General features: G+C 26.7%; 17 protein-coding genes. 7 read left to right on the forward strand and 10 right to left on the reverse strand.

The annotated features are described in order from the left end of the window. Positions 1–116: 116 nt before the first annotated feature. From Q3287_RS12920 to Q3287_RS12930, 3 genes are all read right to left on the reverse strand, one after another. On the reverse strand, positions 117–1,439 hold the full coding sequence (locus Q3287_RS12920; protein ID WP_407964175.1) for a sigma-54-dependent transcriptional regulator: 1,323 nt from the start codon (positions 1,437–1,439) through the stop codon (positions 117–119). Then, positions 1,439–3,433 carry an ATP-binding protein gene (locus tag Q3287_RS12925; RefSeq protein WP_243193731.1) on the reverse strand — a complete coding sequence of 665 codons (1,995 nt, stop codon included), beginning with the start codon at positions 3,431–3,433 and terminating at the stop codon, positions 1,439–1,441. Before Q3287_RS12925 ends, Q3287_RS12920 begins: the two co-directional genes overlap by 1 nt. Before the next feature lie 82 nt (positions 3,434–3,515). Continuing rightward, positions 3,516–4,763 (reverse strand): GntP family permease, encoded by a 1,248-nt coding sequence (locus tag Q3287_RS12930; protein WP_054270217.1) that lies wholly within the window; start codon positions 4,761–4,763, stop codon positions 3,516–3,518. 232 nt (positions 4,764–4,995) lie between these two features. On the opposite strand from Q3287_RS12930, the gene Q3287_RS12935 reads away from it, so the two are divergent. Both Q3287_RS12935 and Q3287_RS12940 read left to right on the forward strand, forming a co-directional pair. Next, positions 4,996–5,541, forward strand: coding sequence for a helix-turn-helix domain-containing protein (locus tag Q3287_RS12935; protein ID WP_054270216.1), 546 nt, complete (start codon positions 4,996–4,998; stop codon positions 5,539–5,541). Positions 5,542–5,554: 13 nt separating this feature from the next. Next, positions 5,555–6,241, forward strand: coding sequence for a YjjG family noncanonical pyrimidine nucleotidase (locus Q3287_RS12940; RefSeq protein ID WP_231300902.1), 687 nt, complete (start codon positions 5,555–5,557; stop codon positions 6,239–6,241). 126 nt (positions 6,242–6,367) lie between these two features. Here Q3287_RS12940 and Q3287_RS12945 read toward each other — a convergent pair whose 3' ends face one another. The 4 genes from Q3287_RS12945 to Q3287_RS12960 all read right to left on the reverse strand — a co-directional run bounded on the left by Q3287_RS12945 (position 6,368) and on the right by Q3287_RS12960 (position 9,918). Further along, the gene (locus tag Q3287_RS12945) at positions 6,368–6,988 is read right to left on the reverse strand and encodes a hypothetical protein (RefSeq protein WP_167640208.1); all 621 of its coding nucleotides are present in this window, start codon (positions 6,986–6,988) and stop codon (positions 6,368–6,370) included. Continuing rightward, the gene (locus Q3287_RS12950; protein ID WP_407964176.1) at positions 6,978–8,000 is read right to left on the reverse strand and encodes a uroporphyrinogen decarboxylase family protein; all 1,023 of its coding nucleotides are present in this window, start codon (positions 7,998–8,000) and stop codon (positions 6,978–6,980) included. Before Q3287_RS12950 ends, Q3287_RS12945 begins: the two co-directional genes overlap by 11 nt. A gap of 1 nt (position 8,001) precedes the next feature. After that, a complete protein-coding gene (locus Q3287_RS12955; protein ID WP_236730073.1) occupies positions 8,002–8,688 on the reverse strand; it encodes a cobalamin-dependent protein in 687 nt (228 codons plus the stop codon). Between the two features lie 78 nt (positions 8,689–8,766). Continuing rightward, complete coding sequence (locus Q3287_RS12960) at positions 8,767–9,918, reverse strand: GNAT family N-acetyltransferase (protein ID WP_054276640.1); 1,152 nt, start codon at positions 9,916–9,918, stop codon at positions 8,767–8,769. A 419-nt stretch (positions 9,919–10,337) separates the two neighbouring features. Between Q3287_RS12960 and Q3287_RS12965 the strand changes: the two genes are divergently transcribed. After that, on the forward strand, positions 10,338–11,150 hold the full coding sequence (locus tag Q3287_RS12965) for an Mrp/NBP35 family ATP-binding protein (RefSeq protein ID WP_407964177.1): 813 nt from the start codon (positions 10,338–10,340) through the stop codon (positions 11,148–11,150). A gap of 86 nt (positions 11,151–11,236) precedes the next feature. On the opposite strand, the gene Q3287_RS12970 is transcribed toward Q3287_RS12965, so the two are convergent. Further along, positions 11,237–11,428 carry a hypothetical protein gene (locus Q3287_RS12970; protein ID WP_054270209.1) on the reverse strand — a complete coding sequence of 64 codons (192 nt, stop codon included), beginning with the start codon at positions 11,426–11,428 and terminating at the stop codon, positions 11,237–11,239. A 713-nt stretch (positions 11,429–12,141) separates the two neighbouring features. Between Q3287_RS12970 and Q3287_RS12975 the strand changes: the two genes are divergently transcribed. Next, entirely contained in the window at positions 12,142–13,761 is a 1,620-nt protein-coding gene (locus tag Q3287_RS12975) for a Na/Pi cotransporter family protein (protein ID WP_054270208.1), read from the forward strand. A 268-nt stretch (positions 13,762–14,029) separates the two neighbouring features. Then, the gene (locus tag Q3287_RS12980; RefSeq protein ID WP_074179404.1) at positions 14,030–14,224 is read left to right on the forward strand and encodes a peptide ABC transporter substrate-binding protein; all 195 of its coding nucleotides are present in this window, start codon (positions 14,030–14,032) and stop codon (positions 14,222–14,224) included. Positions 14,225–14,359: 135 nt separating this feature from the next. Here the strand turns inward: Q3287_RS12980 and Q3287_RS12985 are convergent, their stop codons facing one another. After that, positions 14,360–14,764, reverse strand: a complete 405-nt coding sequence (locus Q3287_RS12985) for a hypothetical protein (protein ID WP_054276637.1) — start codon at positions 14,762–14,764, stop codon at positions 14,360–14,362. Positions 14,765–15,102: 338 nt separating this feature from the next. Next, complete coding sequence (locus Q3287_RS12990; RefSeq protein WP_003420428.1) at positions 15,103–15,384, reverse strand: hypothetical protein; 282 nt, start codon at positions 15,382–15,384, stop codon at positions 15,103–15,105. A gap of 311 nt (positions 15,385–15,695) precedes the next feature. Here Q3287_RS12990 and Q3287_RS12995 point away from each other — a divergent pair, with 311 nt between their 5' ends. Beyond that, complete coding sequence (locus Q3287_RS12995; protein ID WP_054270205.1) at positions 15,696–16,505, forward strand: response regulator transcription factor; 810 nt, start codon at positions 15,696–15,698, stop codon at positions 16,503–16,505. 41 nt (positions 16,506–16,546) lie between these two features. After that, complete coding sequence (locus Q3287_RS13000) at positions 16,547–16,819, forward strand: DUF3795 domain-containing protein (protein WP_054270204.1); 273 nt, start codon at positions 16,547–16,549, stop codon at positions 16,817–16,819. The last annotated feature ends 286 nt before the right edge of the window (positions 16,820–17,105 follow it).

Below are 17,105 nucleotides of genomic sequence, written 5' to 3' on the forward strand. Positions count from 1 at the left end.
ATTATTGTAAATCTTAAATTTTAAAATTATAATAAAAAAAGATAAGTATGTTTTTTCTACTTATCTTTTAATAGAGTTTGAGAAGTTTTTTTCTCATTTAATGAGAAGTTTTTTTCTCACTTAATATTATATTCTGATATTTTATTAGTTAATTGCCTTCTACTAATTTCTAATTTTTTAGCTGTGTTTGACACATTATTTCCACATAAAGATAAAACCTTTTCAATATACTCACATTCAAATTCTTTTCTTATTTCTCTTAGAGGTCTAATACTTATTTTTTCATCTATATACACATTATTTGATATTAAATTTAAATTATCTTTTGATAAATTACCTTCTTCACTTAAGACTACAAGCCTATTTATTATATTTTTTAATTCTCTTATATTTCCAGGATAATTGTAATTTAATAAAAAATCCATTACTTCCTTATCAATTGAATATACCTTTTTATCATGTTCATTTTGATACTTATTTAAGAAAAATTCTATAAGTGTATTTAAATCTTCTCTTCTACTTCTTAATGGTGGTATAGTTATTGTGATTGTACTTATTCTATAAAAAAAATCTTCTCTTATATTTCCGTTTGATATTTCTACTTTTGGTTCCTTATTCATTGCGCAAATTAACCTAAAATCAACTTTAATTGATTTATTACTTCCTATTCTCTCTATAGATTTATCTTCAAGTGTTCTCAGTAATTTTACTTGAACATTTAAAGGTATATCTCCTATTTCATCTAAAAATAAAGTTCCTTTATTTGAAAGCTCAAACCTACCTTTTCTACTATCCACGGCTCCTGTAAAAGAACCTTTTTCATGACCAAACAACTCAGACTCCAATAAATTTTCTGAAAAAGCACAACAATTTACAGGTACAAATATCTCGTTCCTTCTTGGACTTATACTATGTATGTACCTGGCTAGTATATCCTTCCCCACACCAGATTCTCCCAAAATTAATATATTAACATCTTTACAAGCAGCTTTTTCTGCAATTTTTATGACATCATTGAAATTCCTATTTTTAGATTCTAAAGTAAACTCTAAATTATTCTTTTGTGTAGAAATTGATGCTTTCACTGCTTTTACCTTTTCAATTTCTTCTAATAAATTTTCAATAGGATTGCTCTTTATAAAATAAGATAGCGCACCTCTTTTCATAGCATCAACTGCATTTTCAATACTTCCATATCCTGTAACTAATATAACTTCTATACTCTTATTAATAGATTTAATTCTGTCTAATAGCTGTACCCCATCCATATTTTTCATCATAACATCAGATAAAACCAAGTCATAATTCTTATCTTTTTTAATGATATTTATAGCTTCTTCCCCATTTAGTGCTATATCTACAATATAACCATTCTTTTGTAGAATTTTTTTCATTACCGTTCCATACTCTAGCTCATCATCAACTACTAGTATTTTCATTATATAGTCACCTCTTTATTTAGTGGAATCTTTATATGAAAACAAGTTCCAATACCTAATTTACTTTTTACACTTATATCTCCATTATTCTTTTTAATTTCATTATAAGTAATGTATAAGCCTAAACCAGTCCCTTCACCTATTGGTTTTGTAGTATAGAAAGGATTAAATATATCCTTCAAAGCATTTTCTTTTATTCCTTCACCATTATCTTTAAAATCTATAAACAAATAATTGTTTTCTACATAACAGTCTATAACAATTTGCCCACCTTCATGTATTGCATCTACCGAATTAGAAATTAAATTTATAAATACATGTTTTAGTGATTCTCCATTTATATAACATACTAAATTCTTATTACACTCTATTTTTATTTCAACATTCTTTAACTGCAAGATTTTATATTGAAGCTTCACTATGTTTTCAATAAAATTTCTTATATTTATATTTTCTAAATTATCATCCGATATTCTTGCGAAATTTAACAGGTTTGTTATTATGTTGCTTGCTCTATCTACATTACTTTCTATAGATTTTACACAGTCATTTACTTCTTCCATTGTAACATCATCTTTTAAAAGATAACAATTGTTTCTTATTATCCCTAGAGGATTTCTTATCTCATGTGCTACACCAGAAGCTAGCTGACCTATAGATATCATCTTGTTCTCCCTAAGTAACTTTGCCTCTACTATCTTATCCTTCGTTATATCCTTAATTAGAACCACTATATACTCAATATTATTTTTTTTATATTCTACAGGAAAAGTACTTATCTTTAAAATCTTATTATGTAATTCAATTTCATTCGTTTTATGGGTGCTTTCAGAAAATGTTTTTTCAATAATTCCCTTCATAAGGTTAATTAAATCTTCTCTTTTGTAACTTATTTCATTCACAAAATCAGATAGAACTTTGTTCGATTCTACTATTTTGTAATTTTCATCTATAAGCATTATTATATCTGTAATACTATTAAATGTAGCTTCTAAAGTCTTTTTATTTTCTAATACTTCTTTTGTTTTTCTTTTTATTTCTATCTTTAACAAATATGTATAGCTATAAAAAATATAAATTGATATTAAAATTATACCTATAAAAAGATAAATACTTGGCACAATTCCCCTTTCATACAATATATCATCAACATCATTATATGCAAAATACCACTTTTTCTTTAAGTCTTTATATACTCCATTTTTTTGAAGTTTAAAAATCCCTTTATTTAGAATACTGACCAATTCTTCATATTGTTTAGGTACAGCAAGAACAGCTTTTTTAGTATAAATAGGGTTGGTTAAAATATCATATTTATCTGAAAGTCCATAATTACTTATATAATATCGTAATACTGGTTCATCACCTACAACTGCATCTACTCTCCCTGATATTAAATGATTAACCCCAGTCTTTATATCTGGAGTTAATACTATATTTATGTTTTCAACTTTTTGTTTTAAAAAGTTTATAGAATAGTCACCTTCTGGTATCGCAATTGTCTTTCCCTTTAAATCCATATAACTACTTATGTCTTGAGATTTCTCATTTTTTAGTATATTTGCACTTAAAGTATATATTGGGTCTGTAAATATAAATTTTTTTGCTCTTTCTTCTGATGGAATTAAATCGAAGAATTTTATACTATTATCTACCGAATTTATGAAAGATTCTTTCCACCAAGTATTTGGTTTAAAATAAAAGTCTTTACCAATTTGAATTGACAAAGAATTCATTAAGTCGACAATGATTCCTTTATACTGCCCATCTTCTTTACCTTCATACCTCAAAGGAGGAGAACTTTGGTCAGAACTATACACCAAATTATCATGTTCCTCCAACCATTCTTTTTCTTCTTTTGTAAATGGTAGTGATTTTTTAATATATTCAAATATATTGAGATTATATTCTGTATTTACATACATATTTGTAAGTGAAAATACCACTAAAAAAGAATAAATAATGCCCATAATAACTATCTTTTTTTTATTCACTTTAAAACTCCAATCTTCTTTTTATTATTAAATTCAATATTTAATAACAAAATCCTACTTTTTCATTAAATATTTGTATTTATTATAAAATTAATTGGATAGATGTTGAAACTATAGTCATCACTATTCCTATTAATGCTTCATATGGAATTAATTTAAACCTTTCTCCTATATCCATATTTATACTGCCTGCACTAGTATGGAATAATGAGCCATGTGGTAATTGCTCAAACACACTAGAGCCTGCATTTACAATTGATGCTCCTGAAATTGGTGACAGACCTCCATTTATTATAGCATCAGAAAAAGTTGATGATGCTATAGTAGCTCCAGCTGTTGATGATGCTGTTGCTAATGACATAAGTATACCTGAAATTGGTGCTAATAAAAATTGTGGCATATTTAAAAATTGCAGGATACTTATTGTACTCTGTTGCAATTCAGAAACCTGTATAATTCCTGCAATAGTTCCTGTTCCAAGTAATAATATACAAACACCTTGCATTTTAGATAATCCAAAGGCTAAATACTCTCTTGAATTGTTCATATTTCCTGTGGCAATTAAGGTTACTATTCCCCCTATTGGAAGAGCTATCATAGGGTCTATGACTATTGGAGATATATTCCCCAGGAACAATAAGAATATTGCTACAACTGGGCCACATAATGATTTAAATAAGCTTGGTAAATTTTCTCTTTGCTCTAAGATTTCATATGATTCTACTTTATTCCCCTTGTTTGTTAGCATACTTGCTAAAATAATTGTAATCACAATTCCAACAATTGCTGGAATTATATTAGCAATCATAACACTAGATAGGTTAACAGAAAAGTTACCTGCCACTGCTATAGTATTCGGATTTGGCGATATGATATTACCTGCTTTCCCTCCTCCTAACATTGCTAAAAGTATTGATAGTTTGGAATAATTTAATTTTCTACCTATGTATAATCCTATAGGCGCCACTGTTATTATAGATACATCCAGATTTACTCCTACTCCAGCAAGTACCATAGTTGAAGCGGCAATTGAAAGCAAAGCTCTCCTTTCTCCTAATATTTTTACAATCTGTTCTGATATTTTATCTACTGCCCCTGTTTTTATTAAACTTCCTGCTAATACTCCTGATGCTAAAGCTCTAAGAATTGATGGTGAAATGTTCATAGCCCCAGTTGCCATAAAATCTACAGTTTGTGTTATATTTGCTCCTCCAACTATTCCTCCAATAAATGCTCCTAACATTAAACTATAAACAGCTTGAAATTTTTTTATAATTAAAATAATTGCTACTAATAAGCCAAATATAGCTCCAAAAGTTGTTATTTGCATAATACTCCCTCCTATCATAGGTTAATTATTTTTTACTTAATTTAATTTTATTTAAATATATTTTAAGTATTCTGTATTCACTTGTCAATTATATTTTAATTTATTCAATTAGATTGAACATTATTTTTTCAAAAATACATTCTGTATGTTATAATAATTTCATACTGTATAATCTTTTTATTTGATTATTTTAGGATAATATTTTTTAAAATGAAAAAGAAGGGATATTCATATGAATGATTTAAATTTAGGAGAAAAAATAGCTGAAGTTCGAAAAAAACAAAATTTAAGTATTAGAGATTTAGCAAAACTAGCTGATGTTACACCATCATTATTAAGCCAAATAGAAAGAGGCCTTGCTAATCCATCTGTAAATTCATTAAAGTCTATAGCATCTTCTCTAAATGTTCCTCTATTTACATTTTTTGTATCTGAGGTAGATAAAAAAAGCTTAATAGTAAGACATGATAGTAGAAAAAAAGTTATTTTGCCTGGAAGCAATGACGTTGTATATGAAGTTTTAATTCCAGACTCTAGTAGCAATTTAGAATTTGCAATTATGGATTTAGCTCCAAATACCTCTTCTTGTGTAGATAGGATTACTCACAATGGAGACGAGATTGCATATGTTTTGGATGGAGAAGTCAAACTTTTTATGGATGATGATGAATTCACTCTATTCAAAGGAGATAGTGTTAAAGTTCCTCTAGGAACAAAACACAAATGGCAAAACAATTCAAATAGCGAAAGTAAAGTAATTTTTGCAGTTATTTTATAGAGGAATAAAACTTATGAAAACATATAAATTTATATTTTTTGATGCAGATGATACTTTATTTGATTTTAAGAAGAGTGAATCACATGCTTTTAAAAGACTCCTATCTGAATTTGGTTTGAGACTTGATTATGAGAAATGTATAGAAATATATAGAAATATAAGTGATAAACTTTGGCTTGACCTTGAAAAAAATATCGTAACTTTAGACGAACTTAAATTGCTTAGATTTAAACTTTTTGCAGATGAAATGAAATTAGATGTTGACCCTAAAACTCTTAGCAAAATGTACTTAAATTTTTTAAGTGAATGTACATTTTTAATTCCAGGAGCAGTTAATATATTATCATATCTCAAGAAAAAATACACAATAATTATAATAACAAATGGAATATCTGAAGTTCAAAACAAAAGGCTTAAAAATTCAGAAATAAAAGAGTATATCGATGGAATAATTGTCTCTGAGGAATTAAAAGTATCAAAACCAAATCCTGAAATATTTAAATATGCACTTAAAAAATTTGATTGTTATGATAAATCTTCTGTATTAATGATTGGTGATAGTTTGACATCAGATATTTTAGGAGGAATAAATTCAGGAATAGATACTTGTTGGCTAAATTTCAATAACAGTATAAATAATACTAACTATTCACCAACTTATGAAATAAGTAGTCTGATTGAGTTGAAGAAAATTATTTAGTTTGTGAATTACCAACATATCAAGTGGAATATTATTATTTTGCAATAATTTTTTTAGTTTATAAATATAGCAACTAAAAAAATTATTGCAATTTATACATAAAACAAGTTTCAATCTTAAAAATAGCTAAAAGCATTTTTGAGGACATTTACTACATCTTGATTCGAGATTTTCCTCATCTCCCATTAAAATAAGCATTGCCACACTCTTTATAGGTGATAGTTGGTGATAATCATTGATTTCTATTTCTACATTATTATATTTATTTTTTATATAGTTATAAATCTCTCTCTGTTTCTCAATCTCAAAATCTTTATCTCCTGGATATATTTCGTATGATATATTGAGATTATTATATTCTTCTTTTAAGTACCTCTTTATTTTTTCATTAATACAATCTAAACACACTACTCCTATTTTATCCAGTGCTAACCCTGCCATCATATTACAATTTTCCATATAGTCGTTCATCTTGATATCAATCTTATCTCCTATTGTGTATAGTATAGCAAATGCTTTTTTACACTTTTTAGGCATTTTATCAATATCAATCTCACTCATATATATCTTAATATCTAAGCTATCATTTATATTTTTTATTTCTTTTTCAACGATTTCATTAATCGTATCTGGAGCCTTCCTATTTCCATACCCCAAAAACTTTAGCACAATGTTCTTATCTATAAAAATATCTTCTAGATTTAGAGATTCTAAAAAAGATTTATCTTTATTACTATTATAATTCATTAATATCAATCCTATCTAATTCTTTATAACTAATTCTTCCTGCCTTTATAGCTGCTTGTAAGTTTTCTACTGGAGTAGTATTTAAACAGTTACATCCAAAGTTACATAAGAAATTGTCATATCCTCTCATCTTCTTTAACAACTTTAGTGTCTCTCTCCTAATCTTATCTGGGTTAGAGCGACCAAGAAGCTTTATTGGGTCCAAGTTACCAATCAATACTATATCTCTAGGAATCATTGGAGCAATTTCTTCATAGTCCAAAATTTGGTCTAAGCTTACTGCATCTATATTACAACTTAACATATTGTCTAATAATTCCCTAGTATCTCCACATATATGCATCCCTTTCCAACAATCAAGCTCATCGTATATTTTATTTAAATTTTTTACTATATACTCATCAAATCTATCTTTGCTTAAAGTCACTGATGTTGGTTCTGCTATTGAAATATACTTAGCTCCTGCTTTATTTGCAGCCACAGCATATCTTCTTACCAACTCAGTTGTAAATTCCAATAACTCTTCTACAAATTTTTTATCAGTTATTATACATCTCAAAAGTTGTGTAGCTCCAGCTAATTGGCCTGCAAGTGTAAATGGACCTTGTATAGCTTCATACAATGGTTTTTTTATACTTTTTGATATAAGTGACAAACTTTCTATATTAAGTGGCATACGTCCACTTGTATAAGGGTCTGGAACTTCTAGTTTTCTTAATTTCTCCCTATCAGTTATAGTATGTGTTAATACACTTGGAAAATCATAATCCGGTCTTAGTGTCTTTAGACCTAAAGTCTCACAAAACGTAATCCCATCACAGAATGAATATATAAAATCTGATTCAAAATACTTGTCCATAGTCTTTGCTAATTCTAACTGAGTATCTACACTATCATATACTTCATATGCCTTTTTATTTATTAAAAATAATCCATTTGTACCCATATCAGGCAGAAAGAAGCCTCTATCCTCACTATTTATATATTGAAGTAAAGTCATATCTGAAAACATCTTAAACTTCACCTCCTATAAGTTTGTTTATTAATTTGACTGCTTTTGGAGCATTTGAGCTATATCCATCTGCTCCTATTTCTTCTGCAAACTCCATACTTACAGGACCTCCACCAATTATTACTTTTGGTTTTTTATCTACCTTAATCCTATTAAGTTCATTTATAACTGACTTCATGTTCTCCATAGTCGTTGTCATCATTGAAGATAAGCCTATTATATCAACATTGTTTTTTATAGCCTCTTCTATTATATCTTTACTTTTTCTATTTACACCTAAATCAATAACTTTATATCCAGTAGCTTCTACCATTACTTTTACAATGTTTTTTCCTATCTCATGGGTATCTCCTTCTACTACAGACATCAGAATTACTCCCTTTGATTTCTCCTTTATTTTTCCAGTTCCTTTCAAAAGATTAATTCCTTTATTTAATGCGTCTGTACATACTATAACTTCTGAAAGATAGTATTCTTTATTCTCAAATTTATCTAAAGCTCCTATCATACCTTTGTTTAAACCATATTCATAAATATCTTCTACATCAATATTTTTATCTATAGCAATTTTCACTAAATTTTCTATATTGTCTACACCCATATTTAATATGCATTCTGCTATATCATCAAGTATGTCCATATAATATTTCATCCCTTCTAGTATCTTACAAAATTTCTTTTTTAACATAAACTAATTTACGTTATTTAATAAGAGCTCTCTTTAAACATAATCCATTTTTATTGAATACAGTCGAAAAGCACACAATTATTGATAATTTAAATTTGCAGTCCATGGAAAATCTAAAGGAAACACCTTTGTTGCAAATTCATGTATATTTTTTAAATGTTTAAATTCATTGTATTGCTCTTCGTTTTTTTCAAAAAACAGTTTATTAAGTTTATCCAAACTTTCTATTACAAGTTTTTCTTCTTTATATTTAATAATATATTCATTTTCAACTTGTTTAAACTCCATATATTTTAATAATTCAGAATCTATATATTGATTAAAATAACTTCTTAGGTTATCACACAATTTTACAAAATTTATTATTTTCATAGTTCCTTGTTGATAATCCAAAGTTTTTATTTCATTGCCTTGTAATTGGTCTTTAAGATTTCTTACATGTACTTTATAATCTAAATATTCTAAACCAAATTTATTTGTTACATATTTCAATACATTTTCAGCATTTACAGAGTTTAACCCTATCTCAGCCACTTCTCCTACAATAGAATTTTCTTTTTTTATTGTTCTTATTATTAAATATCCTATAATATTATTATTTTCTTTTATAAATACCTTCTTATAATCAATTGGTCCCCAAGCAATAGTTGCTGCATGTAATAATTTTTTGAACTCATCTTTACTTCTTATAAATCTAGTACTATTTTGATTATATAGTTCAATCATTTTGTCTAAATCATCATCTTTTTCAAAATTAGTTTCATCAAATTCAACTATTTCATATGGTATTTTCACATTCTCAGGTTTTATTGTATATTTGTAGAAGCTTTTTACCAAACTACAATTTCTTCTACTGTACAAAGTTCTTGTTCCTGAAATGATTACAATATCTACACCATCATAAAACATTTTTTCTTCTACTTTATCCAATACCTTAGATGAATAGCCTTTTTTTTCATAATCTGGATGAGTACACACCCCGCCTATAGCTGCAACTTTCAGCCTATTTCCTTGAATATATACATCTTGAATTAAATAATTTACATCTGAAACTATTTTATCATCTTCTGATATTATAATCATATTTTCTATATTATTTTTATTTAATAAGAGAGGGAACTCCTCCATCATAGTTGGTTTATGATTTCTTGATATTCTAAATACATAGTTTATTAATTCTATTACCTTATCGAATTCTTCTAATTTTGCACTTCTTGGTCTTAATTCCATCTATATTCCTCCAAATATTATTTAAAATACTTAAACACTATTATCTATAATAAAACATTTACTACTACATTTCTAATTATATCTTTTTTCTTTGCTATTTTTAATTGTTTTTTTATCAAATTTTTATAAAATATACATCTAATTCCCAGTTACACTTATAAAATGACCAGTTATGCATAATATATTGAAATATTTTCCATATATTTATATGATTAATATCTATAGGTCAGTTGAAATAATCACTTTTTTAGAAGGTTATAATTTTTTATTACCTTCTTTTTTTATTATAAATTACAAACAAACCAACAGAAAATATTCTAAGTTACTTTTAAATAATGACTTTATGATTCAATTGTACTAAAATAGTATATGTAGGTTACAAATAATCTAATAAATATTAAAGTTTGGAGGTAATAGATATGGCAGATTGTAATTCATGTCCATCAAAGGGAAATTGTAATAGTCAATCAAATTGTTCTATTGAAAATAACCCTAACAATAAATTTGGAAAAATAATTGGTGTTATGAGTGGAAAAGGTGGGGTTGGAAAATCAACTGTAACTGCTTTACTTGCTAATAAGCTAAATAAAATGGGATATAAGGTTGGTATATTAGATTCAGATATAACTGGACCAAGTATCCCTAGACTTATGGGTGTAAAAAATGTAAAAGCTTATTCTGATGGCTCTTATATTTATCCTGTAGAAAATGCAAACAACATAAAAGTAATGTCTATAAACCTTATGATAGATGATGAAAATGAACCTGTTGTTTGGAGAGGACCTTTACTTGGAGGAGTTGTAAAACAATTTTATACTGATGTTCTTTGGGAGGAATTGGACTATTTATTAATAGATATGCCTCCTGGTACTGGAGATGTTGCATTAACAGTTATGCAATCTATCCCTATAAGTGGAATAGTTATGGTTTCTGTACCTCAAGATTTAGTATCTATGATTGTATCAAAAGCAGTTAATATGGCTAAAAAAATGGACATAAATGTTCTTGGAGTTATTGAAAACATGAGTTATATCCAATGTCCTGATTGTTCTAAAAAAATCAAGTTATTTGATGGAGAATCTACTGAGACATTTTTAAATGATTTAGATTTAGAACTTTTAGGAGAACTTCCTATGACTAAAGAAATCATAGATATTACTCATAATGGCGTTACAGAAATTAGCGATGATTTAGATTCAATATTAACTAATGTTGTTGAAAAAATCAAATAAATAGCAATTTTATAGTTTATATTTAACATAAAAGAGGCTTGTCTTTATTTTGCAACAATACAAATAAATACAGACCTCTTTTATGCTTATCTATGTTTTAAATACACAAAATATTCTTCTATAATATCTCTATTTTTTACTTTTACCAAATATTCATTATAATGAGCATTATATGGTTGTGTCATTTTACATTCTATTACATTTTCTATGTCTTCCAATTCTAAAAGCTCTACATCTTTTAAAAATTTTCTCTCTATAAGTTCCATTAATCTTTCCATAAAATATCCCCACTTCCCCTATAATTAAGATAAACTAGGCACTTTTTTAATTACAAAATTTACCTGTTTATTATATTATATCCAATATCTTAGGATTTCTAACATAACTAATAATTATTTTAATAAATATACATTAATTTATATTAAATCTATTCATAATAAGCCCTTTTACATATTATCTGTGCCCTTGATGCTATATATTTAGTATTTTTTCTATTATATAAAGAATTCCTCTAACAAGTCTCTGACACATAAAACAGTATCATAATCTCCAAATACAGCACAGTTTTTGCTTTCTTCATAAAAATAGCTGCTTTTATACCTTCTTTCTAAGCACTATATTTAAACTTGATTTAGAAGCATTTTCTATCTCATCTATTGATGTATATTATGTAAAAGTTACATTTACATCTTTTTTAAAAAAGATGATATCTTTTACACAATTTTTACAAACATGGTTAATTCTTTGTTAAATCAATTATACATAAAATAAGCCAAATCTTAGTTAAAGTCTTTAAATTACTATATATAGTGAATTTTCTCAAATTAACAACAACTTAAAGATTTAACATTCTCTTAACGTATACTTAACAAAACATTAATATTTTTATTGACAAAATTTGTTATTCTATATTAAGGAAACGATAAATTTTAGTTAATAAAGTTTATAATTCAGATAAAAAATTTATTAATTTCTTAAAGGAGGAAATATCGTGAATATAGCAATTAGTCTTATCGGTGGACTTGGACTTTTTCTTTATGGAATGAGTTTAATGGGAGAAGGTTTACAAAAATCGGCAGGAGACAAATTAAAAAAAATTATTGAACTCTTAACAAGTAATGTTGTTATGGGTGTACTGGTAGGTACAGTTGTTACAGGTATTATACAAAGTTCAAGTGCTACTACGGTTATGGTTGTAGGATTTGTAAATGCAGGAATAATGAATCTAAGTCAAGCTATTGGTGTAATAATGGGGGCAAATATAGGTACTACAGTTACTGCCCAATTAGTTTCATTTAATCTTGAAGGAATAGCACCAATTGCTCTAGGTGTAGGTATTGTATTCTATTTATTTACATCAAATCAAAAAACAAAACATTTATCTGAAATACTTATTGGCTTTGGTATATTGTTTACAGGAATGGAATTTATGAAGGATGCAGTGGCACCACTTGCTGAATATAAAGCATTTACTGATGTACTCTTATATTTTAGTAAAAATCCTCTATTAGGTATATTAGCAGGATTTGCTATAACAGGTATTATACAAAGTTCAAGTGCATCTATGGGTATGTTAATAGCCTTGGCTTCTCAAGGAATACTACCTCTATCAGCTGCTTTACCTATCCTTTATGGAGATAATATTGGTACTTGTGTTACTTCACTTTTATCAAGTGTGGGTGCAAGCAGGAATGCTAGACGTGCAGCTGTAATGCATCTAAGTTTTAATGTAATTGGTACAATCATATTTATGCTTATTTTAAATAAGCCTATATCAGCTATAGTTACTCATTTTGACCCAACTGATACGGCTAGACAAATAGCAAATGCACATACTTTATTTAACCTTACAAATGTTATAATATTATTACCATTTTCTAAATACATAGTTAAATTAGCAAGTAAACTTATACCTATTAAAGAAACTGAATCAGAAGTAGTAAATAATACTAAGTACTTAGATGAAAGAATGTTTAGTACTCCATCTATAGCACTTGGTAATACTGTACAAGAAGTTGTAAGAATGGGACACAAAGCTACAAATTCTTTAGAACATGCAATTGCAGGATTCTTAAATAAGAGTAGTGATGATATTAATAAAACTTTTGAATCAGAAAAAGTTGTCAATAAATTACAAAAAGATATACTGAACTATCTATTAAAACTTTCTAAAGAACCTCTTAGAGACGATGAACGTTTTAGAACAGATTTACTTTTTAACACTGTAAATGATATCGAAAGAGTATCTGACCATGCAGAAAATATAGCTGAATTAGCTATGAGTGTTAAAGAAATGAATATTAGCTTCTCTGACAGTGCAATAAAAGAAATATACCAAATATACAATAAAACTATGACTAACTTCAAGGATGCTTTAATAGTTTTAGATGTTAAAGATTTTGAGTTAGCAAACAAGGTTTTAGAAGTTGAAAATGAAGTAAATTACTTAGAAAAAACTTTTAGAAATTCACACATGATTAGATTAAATAATGGAAGTTGTACAATAGATGCTGGTGTGCTTTATCTTGACTTACTTACTAATTTAGAAAGAATTTCTGACCATTCAACAAATATCGTAAAACAAGTATTAAAACTTAAACAAAAAATATAGTGATTGCTTTTATATGTAATCCTAATAAATAAAAAATAAGAAGCCATAAATGATACTTATATTATTTATAGCTTCTTATTTTTTATTCAAGATTCAAATTCTTATCTTATTTAGTATCAAACTATTATTATTTAGATTATTCATAAGCATTTTAATAAAAATTTAATACCTTAATATAATAGATTTATTTCATTTTTAATACAATTGTATCATCTAAATATGTTATTATATATTTGAATATTGTCATATTAATAGGAGGGGTTCTACAATGATAAATTATATGGTGGACATTGTATATAGTGAAAAAATAAGTGAAGTAGAAAAGACACTGAAAAGTGAAAATATTCAATATGAATTTACTTCTCGTGATGGTTTTATATTTTTTGGTTTTTATGAGATGACAGATACATACAGGTTTGAAACTTTGTGTTCAGATGAAAAAATTCAATTTAAAAGAATATAATAAATTTAAAAAAGTACATATTTCTAAGTTATATAAAAAAACAGGGCGTCTTTGCCAGCACTTGGCTGCCACGTCCCATTTTTTTATTATTCTGCCTTTATAATAATAAATCTTATTCCAAAAATAAGTACCAAATCAATGTAATAACTCATTTTTTTGAATTAATGTTGTTATCTTCATTATGTAGTCATCTGTACTCTTTAATCCTATCATTGGAATTGATAAATTCTCTTTTTCAAGTTTTTCATAAAGTTCTGACATAAACAAACCCTTACCATTGATTTCTTCATCATTGTCTGAAGTAGTATCAACTCCACAATTTGGAGAACGATTAGCACCATTTTCATTTCCCCTATCAATTCCCAAACAACTAAGTTCTGGACATGGTAATTGAACAATACCTACTTCTTCATTAACAAATAATTCAATTACATCCTTAAATGTTGCAGGATATATGGCAGTCCCATCTGAAATAGCATTTTGATTTAATAAACAATGTGCTATAAAAACTACTTTCTTGCTTCTTCCATCTGTAAACATGTTTTCCTCCTCCACCTTTTCTAGTTTTTACCCTTTGGCTATAAAAAATACTCCCAATATTCTACTTAATAACACTGTATTCTTTAACTTATTTTTTAACTTGGATTTATTTGCTAACTTTACAAAATAATATACTATTTATATTATACTATACAACATACATTTACATCTATTTCCAAAATGGTAATATTTTAATAATATATACATTTAAACTTTACATATAAAAAATACACATCTATAAATTATAAATGTGTATTATATACTAACAATAAGCTGAACTTTCCTACTAATTCTTAATTAGTTATATTTTTTCAAAATAAAATTCATATAAATTAGGTCTATTGCACGATTGAGACCTTAATAATATCTCCATTTTTTCTTTCCAAGTGAACTACCTCTCCAGTTAGGTCATAGTCAAATGCTTTGACTAATATCTCAGTAACCTTTTTACCATCAACTACATCATCTTTTCCATTAAATAAATCCAAAGCATTATTCTCAATCATTCTCTTTGCAAAATTTACAGGTAATTTTATATGTATTTTATCGCCTGTATGTGATAAAACTCTTATTCTTAAAAATTTTTCTAAATTGTTTCTTGGTGTTTGTTTTGATGCCATGCTATTAAACCACTCTCCTTTATTTTTTATTTAATAATAAATTTTATTCTTAAAAATATCTTTATATGTGTTTATTATGAAAGTAATACTATTCTTTTCTAATCTTGATTTATATTTACTCTTATTTAATATACACTTAGTGGCATCTATAATTTATAATAATTGTATATTTTGAAATTTTACCTTACAATTATTGTATCTGAATTTAACAAGAACATATTATTAAAATATTTCAGTTGAATCAAATTTTGTTTATTATATATTAAAATAAATTGGCATATTTGTTCTTAATATATTAGGAGGATTTACTTATGAATAAAATAATCAATAATATTTTAAATACTTGCAAACAGTATACATATATTTTGCCACATAAATTGTTAAGACCATATATAGCACACTATACAATAGCTATTCCCGATATAAATACTAAAGAAAATCTTACATTAATACCTGATGCTAGTGGATGTATGATATTTGAATTTGATAAAAAGAGTATGGATAGTGAATTTTGGGGAGCTACAACGAAAACTATAATTGTAAAAAACGACATAGAAAGTGTACTATTTCGAGTATTTGTTGAGTTTCGTCCAGGTGGAGTATATTATTTAACAGGTTTTTCTCAAAGAGAATCCACTGACTTAAAAATTAAACTTGAAGATTTTAATACATTATTTAGCTCAGAGATTAATTCTATTTTTGAAAAAACGAGCACTCTAAAAGAATTAATAGAAGAATTAGATATGTTATTTTTATCATACTTGTTCAAATCAAATATAATAGATATGACTATCCCAATCCTTGAAAATACAAGAAAACAGAATTCCATTATGTCAGTTAAAAATATTTCTCAAATCAGTTGTTATAGTGAACGTCATATAAATAGGATTTTTAATAATTCTCTTGGCATGAGTATCAAATCCTATCTTAGATTACTTCGTATAAATCTTGTATTACAAGAAGTACAAAATAATAATATGCCATTTACAACTTTAGCTCAAGATATTGGATATTATGACCAATCCCATTTTATAAATGATTTTAAATCTATCTGTGGGGTTAATCCAACAACCTATATAAAAAATTTGTCCGATTTTTACAATGAAAAGTATAAGTTTTGATGTACAATCATATAAAATTTATATTTAAGGAGTGAGTAACAATGATAGAATCAAGATGTGGAATTTTATGTTATGAATGTGAGTACAAAGGAAAGGTCAATTGCAAAGGATGTACATATATTGATAAACCTTTTTGGGGTGAAGAATGCCCTGTAAAATCATGTTGTGAAAATAAAAATCTTACACATTGTGGTCTATGTGATACATTTCCATGTGAAATGCTTAATCAATTTGCATATGATAAAGAACAAGGTGATGATGGAAAAAGAATCGTTCAGTGTAAGGAATGGGCTAGCTCTAGCATTACGAATTAATATATCTCTATATTATAAAACAAATCTTTTTAAACTGTTGTTGCTAACCTACAACAGTTTTTATAATTTAATTTAAAGGTTATTAAGTTAATTTAATAGAATAGTAATTTATTGATTGAAAAATAGCTACGCACACTTGTGACTTTAGTCATGAGTTAGTAGCTAAAATAGTCAGCATATAGGGAAACTTATATGTAGAGCTAGGATAGAACCTATCCAATACTACTTGAATTGCTGGAAATCCCTAAAGCTAACCAAACTAAAACATAAGGATGAAATAAACCTA

Origin of the sequence: Clostridioides sp. GD02404 (assembly GCF_045898275.1) — a bacterium.
Taxonomy (GTDB): Bacteria; Bacillota; Clostridia; order Peptostreptococcales; family Peptostreptococcaceae; genus Clostridioides; species Clostridioides difficile_A.

Coding starts and splice junctions, on each gene's coding strand:
- Q3287_RS13000 (WP_054270204.1), top strand. CDS start 16,547: ATGATAGAATCAAGATGTGGAATTTTATGTTATGAATGTGAGTACAAA.
- Q3287_RS12980 (WP_074179404.1), top strand. CDS start 14,030: ATGATAAATTATATGGTGGACATTGTATATAGTGAAAAAATAAGTGAA.
- Q3287_RS12940 (WP_231300902.1), top strand. CDS start 5,555: ATGAAAACATATAAATTTATATTTTTTGATGCAGATGATACTTTATTT.
- Q3287_RS12970 (WP_054270209.1), bottom strand. CDS start 11,428: ATGGAAAGATTAATGGAACTTATAGAGAGAAAATTTTTAAAAGATGTA.
- Q3287_RS12990 (WP_003420428.1), bottom strand. CDS start 15,384: ATGGCATCAAAACAAACACCAAGAAACAATTTAGAAAAATTTTTAAGA.
- Q3287_RS12945 (WP_167640208.1), bottom strand. CDS start 6,988: ATGAATTATAATAGTAATAAAGATAAATCTTTTTTAGAATCTCTAAAT.
- Q3287_RS12920 (WP_407964175.1), bottom strand. CDS start 1,439: ATGAAAATACTAGTAGTTGATGATGAGCTAGAGTATGGAACGGTAATG.
- Q3287_RS12965 (WP_407964177.1), top strand. CDS start 10,338: ATGGCAGATTGTAATTCATGTCCATCAAAGGGAAATTGTAATAGTCAA.
- Q3287_RS12995 (WP_054270205.1), top strand. CDS start 15,696: ATGAATAAAATAATCAATAATATTTTAAATACTTGCAAACAGTATACA.
- Q3287_RS12935 (WP_054270216.1), top strand. CDS start 4,996: ATGAATGATTTAAATTTAGGAGAAAAAATAGCTGAAGTTCGAAAAAAA.
- Q3287_RS12960 (WP_054276640.1), bottom strand. CDS start 9,918: ATGGAATTAAGACCAAGAAGTGCAAAATTAGAAGAATTCGATAAGGTA.
- Q3287_RS12950 (WP_407964176.1), bottom strand. CDS start 8,000: ATGTTTTCAGATATGACTTTACTTCAATATATAAATAGTGAGGATAGA.
- Q3287_RS12985 (WP_054276637.1), bottom strand. CDS start 14,764: ATGTTTACAGATGGAAGAAGCAAGAAAGTAGTTTTTATAGCACATTGT.
- Q3287_RS12955 (WP_236730073.1), bottom strand. CDS start 8,688: ATGTTAAAAAAGAAATTTTGTAAGATACTAGAAGGGATGAAATATTAT.
- Q3287_RS12930 (WP_054270217.1), bottom strand. CDS start 4,763: ATGCAAATAACAACTTTTGGAGCTATATTTGGCTTATTAGTAGCAATT.